This window comes from Scytonema sp. PCC 10023, from assembly GCF_963920835.1.
Classification (GTDB): domain Bacteria; phylum Cyanobacteriota; class Cyanobacteriia; order Cyanobacteriales; family Nostocaceae; genus Kalymmatonema.
Genome location: NZ_CAWUDP010000100.1, coordinates 1 through 25825, shown reverse-complemented (window position 1 = coordinate 25825; position 25825 = coordinate 1). Strand labels below are relative to the sequence as shown.

21 protein-coding genes are annotated in these 25825 nt (G+C 43.7%); 15 read left to right on the top strand and 6 right to left on the bottom strand.

Annotated elements, in window-relative coordinates:
- Positions 1 to 19: 19 nt before the first annotated feature.
- The 4 genes from ACM0OZ_RS38770 to ACM0OZ_RS38755 all read right to left on the bottom strand — a co-directional run bounded on the left by ACM0OZ_RS38770 (position 20) and on the right by ACM0OZ_RS38755 (position 6486).
- Positions 20 to 2551, bottom strand: coding sequence for a DUF3769 domain-containing protein (locus ACM0OZ_RS38770; protein ID WP_414588169.1), 2532 nt, complete (start codon positions 2549 to 2551; stop codon positions 20 to 22).
- Positions 2552 to 2750: 199 nt separating this feature from the next.
- Positions 2751 to 2867: a photosystem II reaction center protein I gene (locus tag ACM0OZ_RS38765; RefSeq protein WP_414588168.1), complete on the bottom strand. Its 117-nt coding sequence runs from the start codon at positions 2865 to 2867 to the stop codon at positions 2751 to 2753.
- 530 nt (positions 2868 to 3397) lie between these two features.
- Positions 3398 to 5305 (bottom strand): 1-deoxy-D-xylulose-5-phosphate synthase, encoded by a 1908-nt coding sequence (dxs, locus tag ACM0OZ_RS38760; RefSeq protein WP_414588166.1) that lies wholly within the window; start codon positions 5303 to 5305, stop codon positions 3398 to 3400.
- Positions 5306 to 5805: 500 nt separating this feature from the next.
- On the bottom strand, positions 5806 to 6486 hold the full coding sequence (locus tag ACM0OZ_RS38755; protein WP_414588165.1) for an S-layer homology domain-containing protein: 681 nt from the start codon (positions 6484 to 6486) through the stop codon (positions 5806 to 5808).
- A gap of 308 nt (positions 6487 to 6794) precedes the next feature.
- On the opposite strand from ACM0OZ_RS38755, the gene ACM0OZ_RS38750 reads away from it, so the two are divergent.
- Positions 6795 to 7052, top strand: coding sequence for a hypothetical protein (locus ACM0OZ_RS38750; protein WP_414588164.1), 258 nt, complete (start codon positions 6795 to 6797; stop codon positions 7050 to 7052).
- Between the two features lie 795 nt (positions 7053 to 7847).
- A complete protein-coding gene (gene rpiA / locus ACM0OZ_RS38745) occupies positions 7848 to 8558 on the top strand; it encodes a ribose-5-phosphate isomerase RpiA (RefSeq protein WP_073632320.1) in 711 nt (236 codons plus the stop codon).
- 111 nt (positions 8559 to 8669) lie between these two features.
- Here the strand turns inward: rpiA and ACM0OZ_RS38740 are convergent, their stop codons facing one another.
- Positions 8670 to 8909: a hypothetical protein gene (locus ACM0OZ_RS38740; RefSeq protein ID WP_414588163.1), complete on the bottom strand. Its 240-nt coding sequence runs from the start codon at positions 8907 to 8909 to the stop codon at positions 8670 to 8672.
- 462 nt (positions 8910 to 9371) lie between these two features.
- Here ACM0OZ_RS38740 and ACM0OZ_RS38735 point away from each other — a divergent pair, with 462 nt between their 5' ends.
- Together ACM0OZ_RS38735 and ACM0OZ_RS38730 are read left to right on the top strand one after the other, a co-directional pair.
- Positions 9372 to 10553 (top strand): aldo/keto reductase, encoded by a 1182-nt coding sequence (locus tag ACM0OZ_RS38735; protein WP_414588178.1) that lies wholly within the window; start codon positions 9372 to 9374, stop codon positions 10551 to 10553.
- A gap of 593 nt (positions 10554 to 11146) precedes the next feature.
- Positions 11147 to 11890 carry a superoxide dismutase gene (locus ACM0OZ_RS38730; protein WP_414588162.1) on the top strand — a complete coding sequence of 248 codons (744 nt, stop codon included), beginning with the start codon at positions 11147 to 11149 and terminating at the stop codon, positions 11888 to 11890.
- A gap of 64 nt (positions 11891 to 11954) precedes the next feature.
- On the opposite strand, the gene rsmG is transcribed toward ACM0OZ_RS38730, so the two are convergent.
- Positions 11955 to 12764: a 16S rRNA (guanine(527)-N(7))-methyltransferase RsmG gene (gene rsmG, locus ACM0OZ_RS38725; RefSeq protein ID WP_414588177.1), complete on the bottom strand. Its 810-nt coding sequence runs from the start codon at positions 12762 to 12764 to the stop codon at positions 11955 to 11957.
- A 123-nt stretch (positions 12765 to 12887) separates the two neighbouring features.
- Between rsmG and ACM0OZ_RS38720 the strand changes: the two genes are divergently transcribed.
- From ACM0OZ_RS38720 to ACM0OZ_RS38670, 11 genes are all read left to right on the top strand, one after another.
- On the top strand, positions 12888 to 13538 hold the full coding sequence (locus ACM0OZ_RS38720; protein WP_414588161.1) for a glutathione S-transferase family protein: 651 nt from the start codon (positions 12888 to 12890) through the stop codon (positions 13536 to 13538).
- A gap of 649 nt (positions 13539 to 14187) precedes the next feature.
- Positions 14188 to 15435, top strand: a complete 1248-nt coding sequence (locus ACM0OZ_RS38715) for an ABC transporter substrate-binding protein (protein ID WP_414588160.1) — start codon at positions 14188 to 14190, stop codon at positions 15433 to 15435.
- Between the two features lie 7 nt (positions 15436 to 15442).
- On the top strand, positions 15443 to 16393 hold the full coding sequence (locus ACM0OZ_RS38710) for a branched-chain amino acid ABC transporter permease (protein ID WP_041034537.1): 951 nt from the start codon (positions 15443 to 15445) through the stop codon (positions 16391 to 16393).
- Positions 16394 to 16410: 17 nt separating this feature from the next.
- On the top strand, positions 16411 to 16896 hold the full coding sequence (locus ACM0OZ_RS38705; RefSeq protein ID WP_414588159.1) for a cupin domain-containing protein: 486 nt from the start codon (positions 16411 to 16413) through the stop codon (positions 16894 to 16896).
- A 22-nt stretch (positions 16897 to 16918) separates the two neighbouring features.
- Entirely contained in the window at positions 16919 to 17857 is a 939-nt protein-coding gene (locus ACM0OZ_RS38700) for a branched-chain amino acid ABC transporter permease (protein WP_414588158.1), read from the top strand.
- Between the two features lie 20 nt (positions 17858 to 17877).
- A complete protein-coding gene (locus ACM0OZ_RS38695; protein ID WP_414588157.1) occupies positions 17878 to 18675 on the top strand; it encodes an ABC transporter ATP-binding protein in 798 nt (265 codons plus the stop codon).
- A 25-nt stretch (positions 18676 to 18700) separates the two neighbouring features.
- Positions 18701 to 19441, top strand: a complete 741-nt coding sequence (locus tag ACM0OZ_RS38690; protein ID WP_414588176.1) for an ABC transporter ATP-binding protein — start codon at positions 18701 to 18703, stop codon at positions 19439 to 19441.
- A gap of 108 nt (positions 19442 to 19549) precedes the next feature.
- On the top strand, positions 19550 to 20113 hold the full coding sequence (locus ACM0OZ_RS38685; RefSeq protein ID WP_414588175.1) for a Uma2 family endonuclease: 564 nt from the start codon (positions 19550 to 19552) through the stop codon (positions 20111 to 20113).
- A gap of 476 nt (positions 20114 to 20589) precedes the next feature.
- A complete protein-coding gene (locus tag ACM0OZ_RS38680) occupies positions 20590 to 21207 on the top strand; it encodes a DUF4231 domain-containing protein (protein WP_414588156.1) in 618 nt (205 codons plus the stop codon).
- A gap of 303 nt (positions 21208 to 21510) precedes the next feature.
- Entirely contained in the window at positions 21511 to 22974 is a 1464-nt protein-coding gene (locus tag ACM0OZ_RS38675) for a DUF4062 domain-containing protein (RefSeq protein ID WP_414588155.1), read from the top strand.
- The coding region (locus tag ACM0OZ_RS38670) for an eIF2A-related protein (protein WP_414588154.1) at positions 22967 to 25825 on the top strand (2859 nt) is incomplete at its 3' end. The genes ACM0OZ_RS38675 and ACM0OZ_RS38670, both read left to right, overlap by 8 nt.

The following is a 25825-nucleotide window of genomic DNA, read 5'->3' as shown; positions in this document are numbered from 1 at the left end:
GACATGATATCACTTTCTCTTACCGCTGCCGCACACCACCTACAACTGGCTTAATTTCAGAAGGGTCAGAAAATGGGTCGGTACCACCAGACCAGTTGAAATCACTAATTCGGAAGCTGATACCACCTAGTTCCTGCACTGGGTTGTAACGCAAGCTGATTCCATAAGTGCGGCGACTATATTCCACCACGTAGTCGGTGCTGCTGCGTTCTCCAGTGTCCAAGTTGATTGATGTTTGAAAGCCGAGGCGGAATGGTCCATAAATTTGCTGTGTAATTCCAGCACTTAGCACGCGGTTATCAACCTGACGGTCAAACAAAAAAGGTGATAAGCCAGTGTTTAGACCTTGGGAGTAACTGATATTAAAGGCTGTATAGTCCAAAATGGGTCGAGAGAAATGACCGAACTGCCCTTCCAAACCAACGGTACCAATTAAGGTATTTTGACTATCGCCACTGCTGTAATAACTGGTAGTACCAGTCACTCCACCAAAAAGTCGTAAATACGGCACGACTGGGTTTGGTGTATACCGTAATCCCTCGGTAGCTGTAGCTGGTAATCCTTGCCCTTGCCAGAGGAAAACGCCTCCATTGAGAGCAGCACTTGCTTGTAGGCGAGTCAGTGAGATGCGGTTATTGTCCCGATCTGGTTTCAGTAAGTCTCCGCGATCTGTGTTGGCATTAATGTATTGAGCGCCACCTTGATAGCTGAGATTGATGCCGCTATTGCCCAAAGGAATGACAGGAGAGGTAAGAATACCGCCAAGACTACTCTGAACGGTTTGAAAGCCGAGAGTACCGTTGTAAAGGCGATCGCGGTAACTATATTCCAATGTGAGTGTGTGAGGATTTTGCTCACCTAATAATAACTGGCGCAACCGCAAACTCGCCCGCAAGTTGTCTTCTATATCGTTCAAGTCCAAACTGGTCAACAATCCAGAACCCTCAACTACGGTTCGTGGACTCAAAGTAGCACCTAGGCTTGTCTTTAAACCAAACAACGATGCAATATTACCAGTGTTGCCTTGTACTGCTTTTTGAACAAAAAACTCAGGTGCGATACGAAAGGTGAACGCTTCTGTATTGATCGGTTTGAAGCCACGCTCAATAAACAAGCCGCCTCGCTGATCTCCATCAAAGCCAAGAGAGAATAATCCAGGAGTGACTTCTCGCTCGCTGCGGTCAATGACCTGCTCATCTTTGGGAATAGGTAAAGATACCCCTCGGTCAAAGACTAAACGCTGTCGCTCTGTTTTGATGCGATCGCGTAAAGGTGTTTCTCGGGTCACGGTAACTTTATCTGCCCGTACCTCCAACTCTGGAGGTGAAAAAGGGTCGTTGGTGAGTCGGACATCCCTTGCTTGCCAACCTCGGGGATAAAAATCAATTTTTCCAGCTTCAAAGCGTATCCGTCTGACTTGACCCCCCTGTTTTGGCAAAGATATGTTCCTCGCACCTCCTGTACCACCTGCGTTAATGTTAAGACCTCCAGGACTGTTAGCTTGTAGAGGTTGGTTTTCTCGTATGCGATCGCTTAGAGGACGCGCTGGTACTCCTCCAGCTGTCACATCGGTGGGTAAGAAAGAGAAATCCGACCCGGCTGTTGGTATAAAAACTTCACCGCTGCCGTTTGTCAGTTCCCCACTATCTTGGACAATATTATAAGTAAAGCGTTGACCGCGCAAAACTTGGTCACCGCGTGTCAATGCCACATTTCCTTCTCCCACTGCAATCAAATTCTCTAAACTGACTTGCAGGCGATCGGCATCTATGAGTGCTCCATCAAAGCGCACAACTACATTACCTTCAGCTGTGACAATCCGCCGCTGCTCGTCATACTGCTGTGTATCAGAAGTAATTTCCACAATTCTTTCTCTGGCTGCAGGCGTGTTAGAAGGCGCTGTTGTACCGGATGGTTGACTTTCTTGCCTTGTTGTGCTGTCTTGCTGTTCTGTTGGTGCCGATTGATTTTGGGTATTAGGGGGAGCAGGAGTTGACGGTTCAGTTGTTTGGTTGCGAGTCTTGAATTCTATTTGTACTGGTTGATCACTTGGTGATTTTTCAGTTGAGGTGTTAGCCGGAGTTGGTGTTTGGCTTGTTTCAACAACTCTTTGCTTGTCCTTCTGAGATAAGTTCTCAAGTTTGGTAACTGTTTGAGCAATTTTCTCTCCAGTAAGGAATGTTTCATCTGCCGCATTTTTACTGTCACCATCATAGGGACTAAAGCCTTTGAGTTCCTGTAGAGGATAACCAACTGAAAGCTGATCACCTAGTGAAGCGGCACTTTTAGAAGCGGTGATGGGAGAAAATTCAGGTGGCAAACTTTCCGGTTTACTGGGTGCGGCTAATGTCTTAGCAACTAATAAATCACTATCAGTAGGCTTTTGCCCAGCAGTTTCGAGAGGCGTTTCCCGTTGTACCTCAGATTTTTCTTTAGACTTCTGTTTGTTCCCCAGTGTGTTAGTGTCAGCCTTCAGAACTGGGGTGGGATTTGCAGATTGTAAAGATTCAAGAATGGGAGGCGGTTCGGGCGGCAGAACTGGATGAAGCATACTTTAGCACGAATCAAGCTAACAAATAGCCAATAAATAGCCGGAAGGACATGACACATTATGCCTCCCAGCTTTTGCCTTCTGCCTAGATAAGATTTAGGCAAGCCACCCCGGAGGAGGACACTGGCGTTTCAGCCAGTTGTCCGTAGGCGTATAATGTATTCCGCCTTCCGGCAGTCACGGATAATTTGTCGCGCTTTTACTCGAGATCCCGACGACCAGGGTTACGAGCAGGGTCACTCGACAAAAATCCAAAGAAAAAGAGACCGACGAAGAAGGCAACAACTATATAAACAACGATTTTTAAAGTCAGCATTAAGATATCTCCTGTGGATATGACAAGCTTTCAGTGTCTGCAACGCAGAAAAGATAGCTCTATTATCTTACCCAAATCTTGTTCTCTTTTTGGAGAACACTAAATAGTAGATGTCCGGTACGATCTGTCCAAAAACCGGCTAACCACAGGGTAGTTCAGAGTCGTTCGCTTTGGAATGCAGGTATTGGCAAAGAATCGTTGCGGCAATTGAGTGTCCTTTGTTGTGGGTTATCTGACCTTTAAGTGCTCCTTAATTTTAAGTTGTCAACTCGTTAATGTCTCTAGTTAATGTTAGACGTTGACTCAAGGCAGATGTTTCCCAGTTCTGATGCCAATGAATGACAACTTTGTGTAAGAAACCCGGTAACTCATGAAGAAACCGGGTTTGGTGAATAGGCGTGAACCTATGAAATCAGATGAAATTGGTGTGACCACGCGAAAATCCAAAAAAGAACAGGGTGTGCTGGGTTCATAACTCACTCGGTTCTATGTCATTTTGGAATTCAAGCGCGTGCCATTTGACTGGAAATTTAGCCCACAGCAGAAAGTTCTTGTTGAAAGAAAGCTTGTAACACCTTTTGAGCTATTTGGGGACTTGTTAAACTAATTTCTGCTTTAGATTGATTAGGTTCGGCATGTTCCACTAAAACATCTGGCACACCAATGCGTTTGATGGGAACGACGATATCAGCATCTAACAGCGCTTCTGCAACTGCTGAACCAAAACCTCCCATAACACAACCTTCTTCCAAGGTGACAACGCGCTTAATTTTCTTAGCTAATGGGAAAATTAATTCGTTATCTAGAGGCTTGGCAAAACGGGCATTAATCACAGTGGCTTCAATGCCATGTTCTGAGAGAATTTCAGCAGCTTGCATTGCTGGGTTGACCATTGTACCATAGCCTAGCATCAACACATCATCGCCATTACGGAGAATTTCCGCTTTGCCGATTTCTAGGGGTTCCCAGCCTTCTTCCATTAACGGGACGCCGTAGCCGTTACCGCGAGGGAAGCGCATGGCGATCGCTCCTGTGGTATGATTTACGCCAGTCACCACCATCCGTTGCAGTTCCGCTTCATCTTTAGGTGCCATCAGTACCATGTTGGGGATGCAACGCAGATAGGCAATGTCGTACATTCCTTGGTGAGTCGGACCATCAGCACCAACGATTCCCGCCCTGTCAAGACAGAAGAACACTGGCAGGTTTTGGATACAGACATCGTGAATGATTTGGTCGTAGGCGCGTTGCAAGAAGGTGGAGTAAATAGCGACAACCGGGCGCATACCTTCAGATGCCAGTCCTGCTGCAAGAGTGACGGCGTGTTGTTCGGCAATCCCTACATCAATATATTGCTCGGGTAGCTTTGCTTGCAATTTATCTAACCCTGTCCCCGTTGCCATCGCGGCAGTGATTCCAACAATTTTAGGGTTTTGTTCCGCGAGTTTGACTAAGGTATGGGCAAAAACTTTAGAGTAGGCGGGGGGTTTGGGTTTGCTGGAGGGAACGGCTTTGCCAGTTGTCAAATTAAAAGGAGATTGGGCGTGGTAGCCAACTTTGTCTTGTTCAGCAATGTCATAACCTTTGCCCTTGACGGTTGCGACGTGTACCAAAACTGGTCCCGGTATTTGATGTGCTTGCCCGAAGGTAGCAATCAATTCCTCTAAATTATGCCCGTCCACAGGTCCGATGTAGGTAAAGCCGAGTTCTTCAAACACTGCGCCCACTTTCGGAACAGCTAAGCGCTTCATCCCTTCTTTGATCCGTCCCAGTTCCGGAGAAAAAGATTCACCTACGAAAGGAATTTGCTTGAATTGTTCCTCAAAGTTATCGGTGAGGAACTGCATTGGAGGGCTGAGGCGCATTTTGTTCAAGTAGCGCCCAATTGCACCCACGTTGGGAGATATAGACATCTCGTTGTCGTTGAGGACAACCAGCAGGTTAGTTTTGGGCAGGTGTCCAGCATGGTTGATGGCTTCTAATGCCATACCGCCAGTCAGCGCACCATCACCGATGATGGCAGCAACTTTAAATTTTTCGCCTTTGAGATCCCGCGCTAAAGCCATACCCAATGCCGCAGAGATACTGGTGGAAGCGTGTCCGGCCCCAAAGTGGTCAAACTTGCTTTCACCGCGCTTAAGATAACCAGCAATTCCATCTTTTTGCCGCAAAGTATGAAAGCTACTGTAGCGCCCTGTAATCAGTTTGTGAGGATATGCTTGGTGTCCGACATCCCAAATGACTTTATCGCGATCCAAATCCAGCGTTTGGTAAAGCCCTAATGTTAACTCTACAACACCCAATCCTGGTCCCAGGTGTCCCCCAGTGGCTGCTACAGTTTGAAGATGTTTGTCTCGAATCTGACGGGCAATCTGTTGCAGTTGTCGAATCGATAAACCGTGCAACTGGTTAGGATGGGTGATTTCACTCAAGTGCATATTGTAGGGTTTTCCTCTCTAGTTTTTGGTATTTTTGATTTTCCCACGCTCGGTTGGGTCTAAATGTGTAAAAATCCGGCATCGGAAAAATCGAGCACTAAAATTACTTGTTTTGTCACCAAAATTTAAGGTTTTGGGCGGTTTTTCTATGACAGTCGTTGGCTAAAACGCCGTTAAAGAGTTATAAAACTACCGAATTTTTCCAGTTTTCGTAAAACGGATCAAGTTGTGCTTCATACTAATTAGCATTTATTTACTTACATTGAAGCAGGGACAGAGCAATGGTAATAATGAAATTCTGGATTCTATCTACGAGTTTTTACGTAACACCTGATAGTATATAAAAAAATAAACTAGTAACTTTGACTAGAATACCACTAACTAGAGAAGCTTCGGCAGCTTACGGAGCAGGGGGATAATGTTAAAAAAATAGCAATTCCCCCAGAAGTGACTTCTGTTTGCCGCCAAGCGCAAAGCCGTTCTAGAAAAAAATGATCTTATTATTGAGAAGATTCTGGACTATTGTTACCACCGGGTACTGCCGGGGTTTCGGGTTGTGGCTGTTGCCTTTGCAAATATTTACTTAACACGTCAGCCATATCCCCACGAGTCATCGGTTGTAGCGGGGAAAGATTGCCTTGTGCATCTGTATTCACAAATCCCTCACTCGTTACCGTGGCGATCGCTTTTTTTGCCCAACTAGGAATAGACGCTGCATCTGGATATGGGGCAAGAATTTCATTGACAGTCTCGTCTGGAAACTGAAACACTCCATATGCTTGGGCAAAAATCGCCAAAGCTTCAGCCCTGGTGACTCGTTGATTGGGGAAAAACAGATTCCCACGATAGCCTTTCATAATATCAGTTTTTAAGACTATCTGGATATCCTTAAACGCTGGATTGGAAGCAGCGACATCTGCCACTTTTAGATTCTCTTTCGTGACAGCTTGTCGTTTATCCAGTTGAAAAGCCTTCACCATAATAGAAGCTAACTCTGCCCGACTCAGCAAACGTTCTGGATAAAACTCTCCATCTGGGTAGTTCGTCATCACTTTAGCAGCAATGACCTTTGCAATTGGATTGGATGGTTTTTCAGTACTGGGTTTTTCTTGGGCATGGACTATGTTGGGAACAAATTGCAGTAATGCTATCAATGAAAGACTACCTAGAAGCTGACGCATGATTACAACCATTTTTAGCTGCTACTGTGAATCCACAAAAAAAACTGCGGTACTTAGGTTAACACCATTTCTAATTTAGCTGTATCCAGAAATGTGTATGTCTGTATAGTGACGAATGACTGTTTAGTAATGTTGCGTAGACACTTATAGTTATTTAATCGCTGATCTGCACTCCTTGTGTCCAGCATTGTCAGGTATCAGCTTTTCGTTGCTAGCTTTGGTAATCTTTTTTATCATTTATGGTAATTGCAGTTATCAATATTTATCGCACCGCATACAATGACAGGTGTTCTTTCAAAGAAATTATCATGTCTCAAACTTCTATCGCCGTTTCCACCTTAGCCGATGCCGTCAATCAAGCGCTGGACGTAGTTGATCAAGCGCTGCAAGCAAATGCGAATGACGTCGCTGCTTTAGAAATTCAAACTCAAAAAGTTCATGATTTAACAGCGCAATTACAAAATGCAACTCAGGATGATGCCAAAACAGCTAAGATTCTTAGAACTCTAACTAACAAGCTCAAAGACTTAACGCAAAAAGCACATACAGCGACTCTTAACACATAGCATATATATAGGAATCCGGTTTGATTTTTAAAAAGATACGTAGGGTGTGTTAGCGCGAGAGTACGGCAGCAAACCCTTGATAATGGTGCGTTACGGATTTTATCCTAACGCACCCTACAATACCTAATTTTGTTCAAAAATCAAATAGTAGTCCTATAGCAATCCTAAATTATTTGTGAAATCTTTTCTTCTTTATTTACTTCGCGTTCTAGTCTTGTCCTAACACGCGACTATGCACTCAAAGCCTCCCGTGAGGAATACGCGATCGCCGTTCATTACAAAGTAATTTCCACACATTAAATAGGATTGCTGTAGCAGCTTTCAATTTAGTATATTACTACCTTGTTTCTAATGGAATGGGTATCTATACCATGCCAATTAAACTGTATTTAACTATTGATATCAAGAAAAAAAAGCATTTAATTAATGTTTTCAAAAAGGCAATCTTAGAATTCAAAGCTTTCAATTTTTCTACTGCTGTGTCAGAAAAATTGGTAATTTTGACAAAGAGTCTTTTATTGCAAAATTACAAACTGGCTTAGCACGAAAACTAACAGCAGAAAGCTTCATTCCAACGCAGTCCATTATTAAGAAGTTTTAAAAATCAATATACACATCATCCTTGGAATTGGCGATTAAGATTAACAAAAGTACTTCTTGACCATAATTAAGCGGTTTCTACTGCAAAAATCAAACTTCCGTCAGCTATTGATTGATAAAAATGGGCTATGAGTTTCAGGCTGTGTCATCTGCCCACTACTATGTTCTATAGTAAGTTTTTGAGGAGCTTTGGGAATGACCGCAGCAGCAGACCCCGTAAAGTTGAGCAAGCAAGAAGTTGGCAAAGCCGCCGCCGCCTTGGTACAATCAGGTTCTATTGTCGGGTTAGGTACGGGGTCAACAACAGCGTACGCAATTCAGTTTATAGGCGATCGCCTCAAGTCGGGGGAGTTGAAAGATATCGTTGGTGTCCCCACTTCGTTTCAAGCAGAAGTTCTGGCTAAGCAGTACGGCATTCCACTCACCACCCTAGACGCTATTGACCACATTGATATTGCAATTGATGGTGCGGATGAAGTTGATCCACAAAAGAATTTGATTAAAGGTGGTGGTGCCGCACATACCCGCGAAAAAGTTGTAGATTACCTAGCAAATCGATTCATTGTAGTCGTGGATGGTGCCAAATTAGTTGACCGACTCGGTTCTGTTTTTGCCGTCCCAGTAGAAGTCATACCAATGGCAGTTACGCCTGTAACGCGGGCAATTGAAAAACTTGGTGGCAAACCAGAACTCCGTATGGGCGTGAAAAAAGCTGGTCCAGTGATCACCGACCAAGGCAACATGGTTATAGATGTCAAATTTGACAATATTGATGACCCAGTCAATCTAGAAAAAACACTGAATAATATTCCTGGTGTTTTGGAAAATGGTATTTTCGTCAACTGTACAGATGTGGTCTTAGTTGGCGAAGTCAAAGATGGTCAACCTGTAGTCCGGGAATTGTAGTTATTTGAACTAAGGGCGTAAGGGTACTGAGAGGCAATGCCTTACGCCCGTGTTAAATCTTGTTCTAAATACCTGAGTGTAAAAAACCAGAAGCAATGTTAACTTCTGTCTTTAATCTTGTCTATAAGTATTATTTTTAACATCTATCAGCCATAATTTTTCGAGGTTAGCAACTTGTCTGCGGAAAACAGCAACTCGATACTTTTTATAAGTAATTATTCCTAAAAGGAGAACAATAGGAAAGGAAATAATAGAAAACCCTATAAGATTATTGGTATGGGCATCAGTAGAACCCTTGGAGTGGGTATTTACAGAGTGAGTTGTTGGCTGACTGCTTAAGTAGTGTGGCATCAATACCTCCAAAGACATTATCGTTCCATTAATAAGTCTTCAATGGGAACGTTTTATTTTTCGTATAAGTAGGAGATTTTCCGGATTGATCTAGACTGTGGTTGCTAAAACAAAGACTTTTCCTAGTTTTCAGGCTTAAAAAGGCTTTTTCCTTTGTTTGGTAACAAGTAAACTCAGATCTTGCACCTATCCGTATAACTGTCTTTACCCAAATCACCTTGGGCAAGCTCGATCACACCCATTGAGGTCAGTGTAGCGGTGGCTGTTTTTAATTGAGGTTGACTGTTATCTTTATTTGTTACCTCTGATGAAATTAATTTTCATCAAATATATTAGCGTGATGCTAGCCATTCTTTGAATCTGAATGTAATTTTTTGTTACTTATATAGTATTTGCTATCCCAAGAAGGCATTGGGGGCTGTTGATTTCAGATTTTAGATTGGGGAGATCCAAAATCCAATGATGTTATACAGACGATTTGGACGCACAGAATTAAAAATGCCAGTGTTTTCCTGCGGTGGCATGAGATACCAGCATAAATGGAAGGATGTCCCGCAATCGGAAATACCCCGTAATAACCAGCAAAATCTAGAAGCAACTATTCGACGCGCAGTCGAATTAGGAATTAATCACATTGAAACTGCCCGTGGTTATGGAAGTTCCGAAATGCAGTTGGGGAGAATTTTGCCAACATTTCCACGTGAACAGTTAATTGTTCAAACTAAAGTCGGTCCGATGGCAGATGCAAAAGAATTTCAGCTTGACTTTGAAAAGTCACTACGAAATCTGCAGCTAGATTATGTTGACTTGCTAGCAATACATGGCATCAACAATGCTGAGTTATTAAACTACAGTATCCGTCCTGGTGGCTGTTTAGAAGTAGCAAAAAAACTTCAGGCACAAGGAAAAGTTAGGTTTATCGGTTTTTCCACACATGGAGCAACAGATATCATTATCCAAACTATTGATACTAACCAATTCGATTACGTCAATTTGCATTGGTACTACATAAATCAAGTCAATTGGGCTGCAATTGAAGCAGCAAATCGCCAAGATATGGGCGTATTTATTATTAGCCCATCTGATAAAGGGGGAATGTTGTATAAACCACCACAAAGATTAGTGAATCTTTGCACTCCTTTGAGTCCAATGGTGTTTAATGATTTGTTTTGTCTAAGTCACTCTCAGGTACATACCTTAAGTATAGGCGCTGCAAAACCTGAAGATTTTGACGAACATCTGAAAACTTTAGATTTGCTGGATAATACATCCGCAATTTTGCCACCAATTTTGGCACGGCTAGAAGAAGAAGCTATTGCCACCTTAGGGGAAAACTGGGTGAAAACTTGGCATATCAATTTACCAACTATTGAGGAAACTCCAGATCAAGTCAATATTCGAGCGATTTTATGGTTAAGGAATTTGGCGATCGCCTACGATCTGTTGGAGTACGCCAAAATGCGTTACAACATGCTTGGCAATGCTAGTCATTGGTTTCCTGGTAACAAAGCTGACAAGGTAGATAAACTAGATTTGCGGCAATGTCTCAGCCGCAGTCCTCATGCTGAAAGAATTCCTCACCTCCTTACAGAAGCACATCAGATGTTGGCGGGTAAAGAGGTACAGCGCTTGTCCCAAAGTTAGTGTTGTATAAATTCTGAATTATCAATTATGAATGATGAAGCTTTTTCAATCATTCATAATTTTTTGACGCCATAACTCAAAAAACTTTTCGTCAACCGAAAGCTTACAGCAGAATTCAGAATTCCGCAGCTAGGAACTCAGAAGTAAAATTTGCTCGCTTGTCTTGCTTTTAGACAACAGCGTTGTACTTAATTTACTTGTAAGGTACTGTATATAGCGGTTGTCAGTTAAGTGGAATACATCAAGAAATAAGAACCACAGATGGACACAGATGGACACAGATAAATAATTACTTCATCCAAACGAGAAGCAGTATATTGAAATTCTTGTTGAATCTACACTTTGCAACATTTTAAACCACACACTTCCAGGAATATTTTCAAAAAATTAGGCAGACAACTTGGGCGTGCTGTGTCTTTTTTCGTTTTATCTAGCAAGCATACGTAGAAATATTAATACTATAAAAAAGTATTTATAAATAATTTACACTTGTCTGTGTCCATCTATGGTTAAAATCAAAAATCGATAAACAATTGGTCTAAATTTCAGAAAATAACAACTGAAATTAGAATTATTAGGCTGCAATCACTATTATGGCTATTAATCGTCGTCATTTCTTATTGTTACTCGGAGCTAGTGCAGGTGCTTTTACCTTAGATGCTTGTGCCTTGGCACAGAATGCGCCAAGCCAAAACAAACCAAGCCCAGGTAAAACAGCCGCTATTGAACTACCACCGTTGCCTTATCCGTACGAGGCGCTGGAACCACACATCGATGCTGCAACAATGCGGTTTCATCACGATAAACACCATGCGACTTATGTAAAAAACTTAAATGCAGCATTAGATAAACATCCAGAACTGAAAAACAGAACTGTTGAACAACTGCTGCGTGACCTCAACAGCGTACCAGAAGATATTCGTAGAACGGTACGCAATAACGGTGGTGGTCATGTAAACCACTCGATGTTTTGGAGAATTATGAAGCCGAAGGGTGGTGGAGAACCAACAGGGGCGATCGCATCCGCCATTAATCAAAACTTCGGCAATTTTGCTGCATTCAAAAAGCAGTTTAACGAAGCTGGTGCAAGTCGTTTTGGAAGTGGTTGGGCTTGGCTAGTCCGCACCAAAGATGGCAAGCTTGCGGTGACAAGTACAGCTAATCAGGATAGTCCCCTAAGTGAAGGCAACTACCCAATTATGGGCAATGACGTGTGGGAACACGCATATTATCTCAAGTACCAAAACCGCCGCGCCGACTACTTGGATGCTTGGTGGAATGTCTTGAACTGGGATGAGATTAATAAGCGGTTTGCAGTAGCAAGTAAAACTGCTTGAGTAGTACTGAGTGCTGAGTAAACCATTATCTTACTCAGCACTCATGACTCAAAGCTTCCGCACTTTAAAGCGGCTTTTGGGTAGGTATACCAACAGGACGGGGAAACTGAACTGGTGTGGTTGCTACTTTACGCAAGTAAAGGCAGTGACGGATGCTATCAGTTAAGGGAGTTGTAAATTTTTCAATTGATTCAACTACCCCACCCAACTGATTAACGGCATTTTCCAAAGCTTTTGTTTCTTCTTGTGTCCAATTGCCCCGGTAGATTACGGCTAAACCGCCCTGCTTAAGCAATGGCAAGGCATATTCTGCACAGACAGACGCTGTCCCAACAGCGCGAATAAGGGCAACATCATAAGTTTGTCGGTGCTGGGGATGCTGAGCGACTTCTTCAGCTCTACCAACAAGAGTTTTAATATTGGTAAGGTCAAGTTCAGCGCTGATTTTTTCAAGAAACACAATTTTTTTTCGGGTAGAATCAAGCAGTGTCACGGTAGAATCAGCCACAGCAATTGCGACTGGAATTCCTGGAAAACCTGCGCCCGTGCCAATATCTATAAAAGATAGAGAACTCGGGAGAGTCGGAGGAGTCGGGGCAGAAGTAACATCCTCATCTCCCTCATCTCCCTCATCTCCCTCATCTCCCTCATCTCTTAAAAGGGGGGCAATTCCTCGTAGAGAATCCCAAAGATGTTTTTCCCAAAACTCTTGGGGGTCGGTAATGCGAGTTAGGTTAAACTGGCGGTTACCTTCTAAGATGAATTCGTAAAGCTGTTGGAATTGCACCTGCTGTTGGACAGTGGGAGTCCAATGAAGAGTTTGCTGCCAAATATTTGCCATTTCAGGCAAAGAAGGCGATTTCAAGTTGTTCACAGTCACACAAATCGCTTTGGATTGTATCGCAAGTTTTCTTTCTTTATTGTGAGAGCAATTCTATGGAGTGTAGGGTATAGGGTAACAATGCCCACCTTATTTATAAAACTGTAAGTTTTTCCTATGTTGAAGCTGTATCACGATCCGATTTCTCCAAATTCGCGCCGTGTCTGGATTACTCTGTTGGAGAAAGAACTTGAGTTTGAATTGGTGGAGGTGAAACTGGATGGCGAACAGTTTCAACCAGAATTTCTGGCGCTCAACCCCTTCCACCACATTCCAGTTTTGGTAGACGATGGCTTTAATATAGTAGAGTCTTTGGCAATTTTAGATTATTTAGAGAAAAAGTACCCCAAGCCTGCGATGTTGCCAACTGATGCGAAGGATTTGGCGATCGCCCGAATGGTGCAACTAGTCACTGTGAATGAGTTGTTGCCTGCCACTGTTCCAGTGTTTCCGGTGATGTTAGGCTTACCTGTAGGAAATCCAGAAAAAATCGAACAGGCAAAGCAGAAAGCGGTAACGGTACTGAAGTTTTTTGAGAATTTATTAGGCGATCGCCCTTACTTTGGCAGTCAAAACCTAACTTTAGCCGAGGTTGTGGCTGGTACTGTAGTACCCTGGTTGCCGAGAGGGGGTGTGCCCTTGAGTGATTATCCAAAATTGAGTGCTTGGTGCGATCGCCTAATAGCACGTCCGACATGGCAAACTACTGAGGCTACACCGCAGGCAATGGAAGCGTTTAAGTCTCGTATGGCGGCAAGAATGGCGTAGAAACCCACACCCTAGCAGAAGGTTGCAAAATTTAAGTGTTGGGGACGGTTGTTGGGGGAAATGCTCCAAAATATAGGACTCCTCCGCAGATTTTTGAACGACACGTAGGGTGGGCAGTGCGAACGCAAAACCCGGATGTAGTGGGCAAAATACGGTAAGCACTGCCCACCCTACAATACTAGGTGTTGGGGACGGTTGTTGGGGGAAATGCTCCAAAATATGTCTAGGTATTTATTGCCCCGGACATCATTTTGAGGCTCCCTTACCCAATCCCTAATCCAAGGGTCCCCAATCCCCAGTCTGCTTTACTTGAGAACCGCTATATGCAATCAGCCTAGTTTTATAAAGGACTCAATTTTTGCATACTGTGTCTGTTTACCCTTTTTTTACTTGAGCTAAAAGCCTGAAAATGGCAAACTATCTGTAAAGTTTGTTTAAACCAAAAATTTCTATGAAAATAACTTGGAAGCTTTGACTTTGCATGATGAAATAAAAATGATTTAATACAATTCTTGTCAAAGTACTCTTAATGAGTATAACGAACGTACAGAAACAGTCTTGAACTATAAACAGTCTTATATACTTTAGTTTTCGTCAAGACTAATACTAACTTTAGCAAAACCTCTACTCACGACTTTATTCCTCGACTATGAAACAACCTGCTGCTATTACAACTGCAATATTCACGACTTGCGCTATCCTGCTAACAGCTTGTGGCGGCGGCACTAACAGTAGTACAAACACTGGAACTAACAGCACCCCAAATTCTGCAACCAACGCTGCTGCGACAACAAGTACATCTGGTGCTATTCCTATTGGTATTGCCTTGGCGCAAACGAGCAACGTGGCATTACTTGGTCAAGAGGGATTTGTTGGAGCCAAAATGGCGGAGAAGTATTTCAATGATAAGGGTGGCATCAATGGCACTCCAATTCGATTAGTTATGCAAGATACTGGCGGAGATGAAGCCGGAGCAATTAACGCTTTTCAAACTTTAATTAACAAAGATAAAGTTGTGGGTATTGTTGGTCCTACTTTATCACAGCAAGCTTTTAGTGCCGATCCGATTGCAGACCGTGCTAAAGTTCCAGTGCTTGGAGCATCAAATACGGCAAAAGGAATTCCAGAAATTGGTGATTACGTTGCGCGTGTATCTGCACCCGTTTCTATCGTTGCTCCTAATTCGGTGAAAGCTGCCCTCAAGCAGAATCCCAATATTAAGAAAGTTGCAGTGTTTTACGCTCAAAACGATGCCTTTAACAAGTCAGAAACAGAAATTTTTCAGAAGACAGTTAAAGACCAAGGGCTAGAATTGGTAACAGTTCAAAAGTTCCAAACCACTGACACCGACTTTCAAGCGATCGCCACCAATGCTCTTAACTTAAAACCCGATTTGGTAATCATATCTGGTTTGGCTGCGGACGGAGGTAACTTAGTTAGACAACTGCGGGAACTAGGTTATAAAGGCATAATTGTAGGTGGTAATGGCTTTAACACACCAAATATCTTCTCAGTGTGCAAAGCGCTTTGCGATGGGGTGTTGATTGCTCAAGCTTACAGTCCTGAACATCCGGGAGAGATTAATACAATATTTCACAAAACCTATGTTAATCAATACAAAAAAGAACCTGCCCAATTCAGTGCTCAATCTTTTACAGCAGTACAGGTGTATGTAGAAGCTCTGAAAGCTTTGGATAAAAAGACCAAAATTAGTACAATGTCCATTGATAAACTGCGGACTGAATTAAATAAGCAATTACTAGCAGGAAAATACAACACTCCTCTGGGTGAAATCTCTTTCACACCAGTAGGTGATATCGTTCAAAAAGATTTTTACGTCTCCCAAATTAAGATGGATAAAGACGGAAATAATGGCAAGTTTGTATTCTTAAAATAGCTGCAATATGGAGATAAATCTGGTTTTACAAAAGTTGTTGAATGGTTTATCCATAGGCAGTGTCTACGCTATTTTTGCCTTGGGATACACCTTGGTTTACTCCATTTTGGGCATCATTAATTTAGCTCATGGTGCAGTTTTTACCTTAGGTGCTTATCTGACATATGCACTCGTAGGTGGTGCTTTTGGATTTAATGGATTGCTGGCTAATGCATCGCTACCTATACAACTACCATTTGCTGTTGCCTTGATTTTAGGAAGTATCCTTGCAGGGTTAGTTGGCGTGGCAATTGAACGTCTTGCCTTTCTCCCTTTGCGACAGCGGGGTTCTGACCCTTTACTCACAGTTGTTTCCAGTTTGGGTGTAGGAGTGGTTATTGTTAACTTGCTCCAGTACCTGGTAGGAGCGGAAAGTTACACATTTCCAGCAAACACTTACGGAAATTTGCCACCTTCTATCAATTTTGGTACAGCCGAAAACCCGATTCCGATTCGCACTGTTCAACTGGTGATTTTTGCTATATCAGTAGTGATTGTGGCAATTCTGACTCTATTCATCAATTACACAAAGTATGGTAAAGCAATGCAGGCGATCGCCGAAGATCCAACGACCGCAAGTTTGTTGGGAATAAACAGCGATCGCTTTATTGTGCTGACATTTTTTATCAGCAGTTTTATCGCAGGAGTGGCGGGAACATTGGTTGCTTCTAGTGTCAGCATTGCGGGACCTTATTTTGGACTGAGTTTTGGGTTGAGGGGGTTATCAGTCATTGTCTTGGGGGGTTTGGGGAGTATTCCCGGTGCAGTGCTGGGAGGTTTGGTGATTGGATTGGTGGAGGCGTTTGTCCCTGGGGAATACTCAGGGTATAAAGATGCTGTTTCCTTTGGAATCCTATTTATTATGTTGTTAGTTCGACCCCAAGGTTTACTCGGGCGTCGATTTGTACAGAAGGTGTAAAAGCAATTGGTAACTCAATGATTATCGACCCAGAAAAAGTACCTACTGAAATCAGAACGAATTATCCTGATGAGTTCAAGCCAATTGTTGCAGGACGGCTTCGACAACGGTTAGGCAACTTTGCAGGGCTTAAGAACTTTGGGGTAAATCTGGTGAAGTTAGAACCTGGAAGCAGTTCTGCTTTGCGACACTGGCATTCGCATGAAGATGAATTCATATATATTTTGGAAGGTGAACTCACTTTAATCACAGATGCAGGTGAGGAAATTCTTAAACCAGGAATGGCGGCGGGATTTCCAGCCAATGAAGCGAATGGACACCATTTGGTGAATCGTTCGTCGGTAGTTGGTGTTTATCTGGAGGTGGGCGATGCTCCGAAGGAGCCGCTACGCGAACGCATACCCTACGACGAAGTGACATATCCTGATCATGATTTGATAGCAAAAGCCAGTCCTGATGGCAAATTCAGCGTATTTATCCACAAGGATGGAACACCCTACTAAAGCTTAGTCAAAATTCTTTAAAATGGCTGAATTTATCGCTACTTACGGTTCTCTTATCGTCTCTATGGTACTAGGGGCGCTGCTGGGGCTATCGCTATACTTACCACTGATGGCTGGACAGTTGTCTATGGCAAGCCCTGGCTTTTATGCTTTGGGTGGTTATATTGCTGCAATTCTCTCCACAACCGTTTTTTCTTCCACAACTGGTTCATTCCCGATTCCACTGCTATTACTGGAAATGTTGATTGCTGGTGTGGTTTCTGGTTTATTGGGTGTGCTGGTGGGAATTCCAGCATTGCGGTTGCGGGGGATTTATTTGGCGATCGCCACCATTGCCTTTGTGGAAGTTCTGCGAGTCATCTCCCTAAATTTAGATATTACAGGTGGTGCTGTCGGCATTTTTGCCATCCCTCAACCTTTTCAAACACCAATCGAATACTTGTGGATTGCATTGCCATTGCTGCTTATCAGCATGATATTCATTTACCGTTTAGAACGCATCCGAGCAGGAAGGGCATTCATCGCTATCCGTGAGGATGAATTGGCAGCAAGTGCGATGGGAATTAACCCAACTTACTACAAAGTTTGGGCATTCACATTAGGGTGTATTCTGGCAGGAGTGGTTGGTGCAATTAGCGCCCACTTTCTCAATACCTGGAATGCACGCCAAGGCACCTTTGATGCCAGTATTATTTACTTAACTTTCGTGTTAATTGGTGGTTCCAGAACTTTTCTAGGTTCAGTCGTTGGAGGTATGGTATTTACAGCTCTGCCAGAAGTGTTGAGAGCAATAGCAGATACAGGTGGTTTACCTACTTGGCTAGCGCAATTTTTGCGAGATGGTAGATTAATTATCTTTGGATTACTTATAGTTATTGGTACGATATTTTTCCCCCAAGGTCTTGTCACTCCAGATTTATTTAAGAAACGCAAGAAACGCAGCAATGATGTATTGAAATAAGACCTTTTGAAATAAGTAGAATGACTCAAGAAAATGTGACGAAAACTGTATTTGGGCTACCGATATTAGAGGCGAAAAACCTCACTCGTCGCTTTGGGGGGCTAGTGGCGGTCAATAATGTCTCTTTCGTAGTCAACCAACATGAAATTTTTGGACTGATTGGCCCCAATGGTGCTGGCAAGACAACTTTATTTAATTTAATAACAGGATTAATTACACCTTCTAGCGGGGAATTACTTTATCAAGGTGCAGAAATTTCTCAACAACCTCCCCATAAAATTGCAGGTTTAGGTATTGCGAGAACATTCCAAAACATTCGCCTATTTGCTGAACTATCTGCATTAGAAAATGTTAGAATTGCGCGTCATTTACAGACTAAGAGTAGTTTGCTTAAAGGTGCTCTAGGACTGCCACCTACTCTCAAAGAGGAACAAAAAAACAAGCAAAAATCTCTAGAATTACTAGAGCTTGTTGGTTTGGGTGAGCGTATCGACGAAAAAGCCAAAAACTTTTCCTACGGAGACCAACGACGACTGGAAATTGCCCGCGCCCTTGCCTTAGATCCGCAAATTTTACTATTAGACGAACCAGCTGCGGGTATGAACCCCAGTGAAAAGCAACAGCTAAGTAAATTTATCCGTAACCTCCGCGACAAATTCAACTTGACAGTAATTCTGATTGAGCATCATGTACCTTTGGTGATGGGTTTATGTGACCGAATTGCCGTTTTAGATTTTGGTCAATTGATTGCTTTAGGGGAACCATCTGTTGTCAGAAATGACCCAGCTGTCATTGACGCATATTTGGGTAACGACTAAGGATATTAACCACAGATGCACACAGATGAACACAGATATATTAAATAATCAACAAGATTTTAAAATATTAGAAATTAAAGACCTTTATGTTAACTATGGGGGCATAGAAGCTCTACAAAACATTAATTTAGTTGTGAACAATGGCGAGGTAGTTACTTTGATAGGTGCCAATGGTGCTGGCAAAACGACGACTCTCCGTGCTATCTCCAAAATAGTGAATCCTCGCCAAGGCAAAATTATGTACAGCGGACGTAATATTACCCGCCGCCAAACACACGAAGTTGTACAACTAGGTATTGCTCATTGTCCTGAAGGAAGAAGAGTATTAGCACGGCAAACAGTTTTAGATAATTTACTCTTAGGTGCTTATATTCGCTCTAATCAAACACAGGTAAGAAATGATATTCAGTACCAATTTGAGATGTTCCCCCGTTTAGCACAAAGGCGCAATCAACTCGCGGGAACCCTCAGCGGTGGTGAACAACAAATGTTAGCCATAGCCCGTGCTTTGATGAGTAAACCTAAACTTTTGCTTTTAGATGAGCCTAGCTTGGGTTTAGCACCTACGATTGTTCGGGAAATTTTCAGCATTATTCAGAATTTGCGTGCTACAGGCGTGACTATCCTTTTGGTTGAACAAAACGCTAACCTTGCCCTACAAATTGCAGATCGTGGTTACGTATTAGAAGCTGGTTGTATTACCCTGTCAGGTGCAGCATCGGAATTAATCCGCGATGAGAGAGTAAAAAAGGCTTATTTAGGGTGATTAAGTTATTAGACTTCTTGCATTCATTCCAAAAAAAAGAATAATTAACCACAGATGGACACAGATGGACACAGATGGAATCAAAGAGATGCAAGAGATGTATTACACATGGTACAGTTACAAACCCAAACTTTAACGTTGGAAGAGTTTATCAAATTACCAGAAACTAAACCAGCGAGTGAATATATTGATGGTCAAATTATTCAAAAACCAATGCCTCAAGGAAAGCATAGTGTAATCCGTGGCTCATTGGTTAAAGCTATTAACGAAGTGGTTGAAAGTCGGAAAATTGCTCTCGCCTTCCCAGAATTGCGGTGTACCTTTGGTGGACGTTCAATTGTGCCAGATGTCGCTGTGTTTGCTTGGAAGCGAATTCCCATAGATGAACGTGGAGATGTAGCAAATGTTTTTCAAGCTGCTCCAGATTGGACAATAGAAATTCTTTCTCCAGACCAAAGCCAGACGAAAGTAACAAGTAATATATTACATTGCCTTGAGCATGGTAGCTCCTTGGGTTGGCTGATTGATCCAGATGAGCGTGCAGTGTTAGTTTATCCGCCTGGACAACAACCACAATTTTTACAAAAAGAACAGGAAATATTACCCGTTCCTAATTTTGTCAACGAGTTTCAATTAAGTGTAGGGCAATTATTTGGATGGTTGAAGCTGTAAGTAAATGACCAGAATATTTGGTTCAGATTCCCGACTCCTTTAAACAGTCGGGAATCTTGTTGTTCACCAATGATTTAGGATTCTTATATAACGCAACTCAATGGAATGAAGTACAGATTTATCTGTGTCCATCTGTGTCCATCTGTGGTTCATTATTTCTTTGGTGTACCGTTACCACAGTTGCAAACCGCTATATTTAGGATAACCAAGACGGAATGTGAGTTAATAATGACTTTAGAGGATGTTTGTAAAGTACCGAGTTGTATCGAGATCCCCCCTAGCCCACGCCAGTCCGCTCAACGGGGGAAACCCCCGCACGCGGCTGGCTCCCCTTAAAAAGGGGGGAAAATAATCTCAAAATCCACCTTATGACGGGGGATTTAGGGAAATAGAAAAGTTTTTGATACATAACTAACTACTTTGAAAACATCCTCTTAAAAATTATTGAAAAACGCCTTATTAATAAGGAGTAAAGAATGCCATCTCAGGATTCAAATCGTACAAGCTCAAAACAAAGCTTGGAAAAACTGATCGAAACACTCGAACTGTCTGATTTACAAAAGCAGTTTTTGCGATCGCGCTGGCTGGAACAAGTATCGTGGATGGGGGGACGGGCTAGGGATGCTCGGAACTGGTATTACAGATTGCGACTCACAGCAATCATCGGTGGCATTATCGTTCCTATCTTGGTGGGTTTGAATACTAGCGACAACAAAAACTTTGCTTCATATGTTCGCTGGGGAACCGTTGGTCTTGGTGCAGTCGTTGCGATCAGCTCAGCTGTGGAAGAGTTTTTTCACTATGGCGATCGCTGGCGGCATTATCGGCACACAACTGAATCCCTAAAAACTCAGGGCTGGCAATTCTCCCAATTAGGCGGACTCTATAGTGGTTACAAGAGCCATCAAGAAGCTTTTTCTAATTTTGCTACCCAAATTGAAGATATCCTCCAACGTGATGTCGATGTATATGTCACCGAAGTTGTGTACAAGAAGGAAAAGCAAAAGGAAGAGAGTGAACAGGAGTTAATGAAAGAAATTATTCCTCAATCACCAACAGATAACAAAGCTTCTGAGAAAAATATTTCACAGTAAAAATTTTGATATTCTATTATCATTCATGAAAAACATTAAATATTTTCTTTTCCTCTCCTCTGTGTCCTCTCTTGCCTCGTGCGGTTAAATGAAAAAATAATTTCTTACAACTGAGTTTCTAAAATCTCGTTTCCAGGTTCCCCTTGGAAATGCGGTTGAGACGGTGCCGCAAGTCAGCAGGCAGCAGTTCGCCACTGGTATTCTCAGTCAGAGGCTGGGAACAAGGCAAAAGGTGTTGTAGTTGTAGGGTGGGCATTGCAATGCCCACCCTACGATTATTTTGGGTGAGAGGTGGAGAAAGTAATGGGTTTTGAAGATGACATTTTTATAAGTTACGCCCACATTGATAACCACCCGCTCACTGACGGGCAGGAAGGATGGATTTCTGATTTCCATCGCGCCTTGGAAATCCGTTTGGCACAACTACGGGGAGAAACACCAAAAATTTGGCGAGATTTAAAACTGCAAGGCAATGATTATTTCGGTGACACAATTCTAGAGCGATTTCCCAAAGTAGCGTTGCTGGTTTCTGTCCTCTCACCTCGCTATGTGAAGTCTGAGTGGTGTGTTAAAGAACTGCGGGAATTTTGTACAGCTGCTGCAACAACAGGTGGCGTTCGTGTTGCTGATAAATCGCGGATATTTAAGGTTATCAAAACCCCAGTTGAACGAAAACAGCATCCTCTGGAAGTGCAAGAACTTCTGGGCTATGAATTTTATCAGTTAGACCAGTCCGGTAGAGCAATTGAATTTAATAAGATATTTGGTGCAGAAGCGGAACGCAATTTTTGGAAAAAACTCGACGATTTGGCTCATGAGATTAGACAAATGCTGGACAAACTTTCCAGTCATGACAACGGCGCGAATGAGCAAACTCCCATTGCACCCACCGGAACCACGATTTATCTAGCAGAAACAACTTCTGATGTTGTAGAAGAACGCGATAAAATCAAGCGGGAGTTGCAACAGCGGGGTTATATTGTTGTTCCCGAACAATCTTTACCTCCTTATTATCCCGATTTTGAACAAGTTGTGCGTGAGAATTTGGAGCGCTGCAAACTTTCCATCCATTTGATTGGTGCTAGGTATGGTATTGTGCCAGAAGGCGCAGAGCGATCGCTTGTTGTTTTACAAAATGAACTCGCAGCTCAACACAGTCAAAACTCTCCTGAATTTTTGCGCTTAGTTTGGATGCCAGTAGGGTTACAGCCACAAGAAACGCGTCAGGAAGAATTTATCACATCTTTACAAAGTGATGCTAACCTGTTGCAGACAAGCTTAGAAGAATTCAAGACTATTATTAAAGATAAACTCAATCCTACGCCGCAGCCGACGAAAGATATTATTGCAGAAGATGGACCTTTGCGAGTTTACTTGATATGTGACCAGCGCGACAGAGAGGCGATCGCTCCTTTCGATGACTATCTCTACGACCAAGGATTTGAAGTGATATTGCCTTTGTTTGAGGGAGACGAAGCGCAGGTGCGTCAGTATCATCAAGAGCAACTACAGGTGTGTGATGTGGTGATTATCTACTGCGGTGATGTGAATGAACCGTGGCTGCAGATAAAACTAGGAGACTTACGAAAAGTTTATGGTTATGGTCGCTCAAAACCCATGCTGGCGAAAGGAATTTACATGGGTGAACCGCGTACAGAACAAAAGCGGCGGTGGTGTCGCACTCGTGAAGCACAGTTAATTCAAAATGTCAATGATTTAGAATTATTCGTAGCCCAACACATCCGGGGAGGGCAACGCTATGGTTAGCAGCCAAACTCGCCTAAATCCATTTCCGGGGTTGCGACCTTTTGAAGCGCACGAAAATGACGTGTTTTTTGGGCGGGAAGGGCAAACGGATGAATTACTTCGCAGGCTGCGGCGTCATCGGTTTTTAGCAGTTGTCGGCACATCGGGAAGCGGCAAATCTTCGCTGGTTCGGGCGGGGTTACTTCCGGCGCTGTACAGTGGATTCATGACCAAAGCTGGCTCAAGCTGGCGGGTAGCGGTGATGCGTCCGGGAAATGACCCGATTGCGAATTTGGCGCAGGCGCTGAATCATCCAGATGTCTTTGGTTTAGAGACAGAAGATGCCCCGATTCAAACAATTATTACCGAAACGGTTCTGCGACGCGGTGCTTTAGGACTGGTTGAAGTTGTGCAGCAGGCGAGAAGACCCAGTGATGAAAACTTGCTGGTTGTGGTTGACCAATTTGAGGAATTGTTTCGCTTCAAGCAAAACTCTCCCAGAAAAGATTCTGGAGATGAAGCTGCAGCATTTGTCAAGCTACTTTTGGAAGCAACTCATACTAAGTTGGATTCAAAAACCTCACCCCGCCCTCCGGGCACCCCTCTCCTTGCTAAGGAGAGGGGCGGGGGTGAGGTGATACCTATGAACGCAACTCAGTATCAGCAGCAGGAGTTACCCATTTATGTTGTGCTGACAATGCGTTCCGATTTTTTGGGGGACTGCGCCCAATTCCGGGATTTGCCGGAAGCAATGAATGACAGTCAGTACTTAATTCCTCGCTTAACCCGCGACCAATTGCAAGCGGCAATTACAGGTCCCGTCGGTGTTGGCAATGCTCAAATCACACCACGTTTGGTGAATCGGCTACTCAATGATGTGGGCGATAACCCAGACCAGTTGCCGATTTTGCAACACGCATTGATGCGGGCTTGGAACTACCACAAGATTGGAGAACCAATTGACCTGCACCACTATGAGGCGATTGGTGGGATGGACAAAGCACTGTCCCAACATGCGGATGAAATTTACAACCAATTACCAGATGACCGCTGCCAAAAGATTGCGGAAAAACTGTTTAAATGTCTTACAGAGAAAGGTCCCGATGGTCGCGGGATTCGCCGCCCGACAAAACTGAGTGAAGTTTGTGCGGTTGCAGAAGCAACCGAAGCCGCAGTAATCGATATTGTCGAGCAATTCCGCGCCCCTGGTCGGTCATTTCTCATGCCGCCTGTGGGCGTGAAGTTGGATGGGAATTCTGTACTGGATATTTCCCATGAAAGTTTCATGCGGGTTTGGCAGAAGTTAAAAGACTGGGTGGAACAAGAAGCACAATCGGCTCAGATTTATCGCCGTTTAGCGGAAACTTTAGCACTCTACCAAGAAAAGCAAGCCGGACTCTTGCGTGATCCGGAACTCACGATTGCTTTGAATTGGCGAGAACGTAATAAACCGAATCAAGCTTGGGCTAGGCGTTACAACCCGCAGTTTGAGCAGGCAATGCAGTGTTTAGATGAGAGTGCTAGAGCTCGTGATGCTGAGTTGGCTGAGAAAGAGCGACGCCAGCAAGAAGAACTGAGGCGACAACAAGAGGAAATTGAACGTCAAAAAAAAGCTCGCAGGAATATTACATATGCTTTGGTTGTGGCGGTGGCTGGTTTTCTTGCTGCAAGTGGGCTGGGGGTAGCGGCTTTCCTTCAGTACCGCCAAGCTCAACACAATGAAATCAAAGCTTTTAGAACATCCTCAGAGGCGTTTTTTTCTTCCAATCAGCAGTTAGATGCTTTGCTCGAAGGTATTAGAGCAGGGACAAAACTGCAAAAAGCAACCTGGCTAACAGCCGAACCCCAAATTAAAGCTGAGGTTGTGCCAACACTATGGCAAGCAGTCTACGAGATAAGGGAGCGCAATCGTTTAGAAGGTCATAGCGATGCGGTCATTGGCGTGAGTTTCAGCCCGGACGGTAAGACAGTTGCTTCCGCTAGTTCGGACAACAGCATCAAGCTGTGGAGCAGTGACGGGCGGTTGCTCAAAACACTCAACGGTCATAGTGCTGGGGTCATTGGTGTGAGTTTCAGCCCGGACGGCAAGACAGTTGCTTCCGCCAGTTCGGACCACAGCATCAAGCTATGGAGCAGTGACGGGCGGTTGCTCAAAACACTCAACGGTCATCGCCATGAGGTCTATGGCGTGAGTTTCAGTCCCGATGGCAAAACAGTTGCTTCCGCCAGTTATGACAACACGGTACGCTTGTGGAATATGCAAGGGCAGTTGCTCAAAACCCTCAACGGTCATAGCAATGCCGTCTGGGGCGTGAGTTTCAGTCCTGACGGCAAGACGATTGCTTCTGCCAGTAGGGACAACACGGTACGCTTGTGGAATATGCAAGGGCAGTTGCTCAAAACCCTCAACGGTCATAGCAATGCCGTCTGGGGCGTGAGTTTCAGTCCTGACGGCAAGACGATTGCTTCTGCCAGTAGGGACAACACGGTACGCTTGTGGAATATGCAAGGGCAGTTACTCAAAACCCTCAACGGTCATAGCGATGCCGTCTGGGGCGTGAGTTTCAGCCCGGACGGCAAGACGATTGCTTCCGCCAGTAGGGACAACACGGTACGCTTATGGGACGAGCAAGGGCAGTTGCTCAAAACCCTCAACGGTCATAGCGATGCGGTCATTGGCGTGAGTTTCAGTCCCGACGGCAAGACGATTGCTTCTGCGAGTTTGGACAAGACGGTACGCTTGTGGAATGTGCAAGGGCAATTCCTCAAAACCTTGAATGCTCGTAGTGGTGCCGTCTGGGGCTTGAGTTTCAGTCCCGACGGCAAGACGATTGCTTCTGCGAGTTTGGACAAGACGGTACGCTTGTGGAAT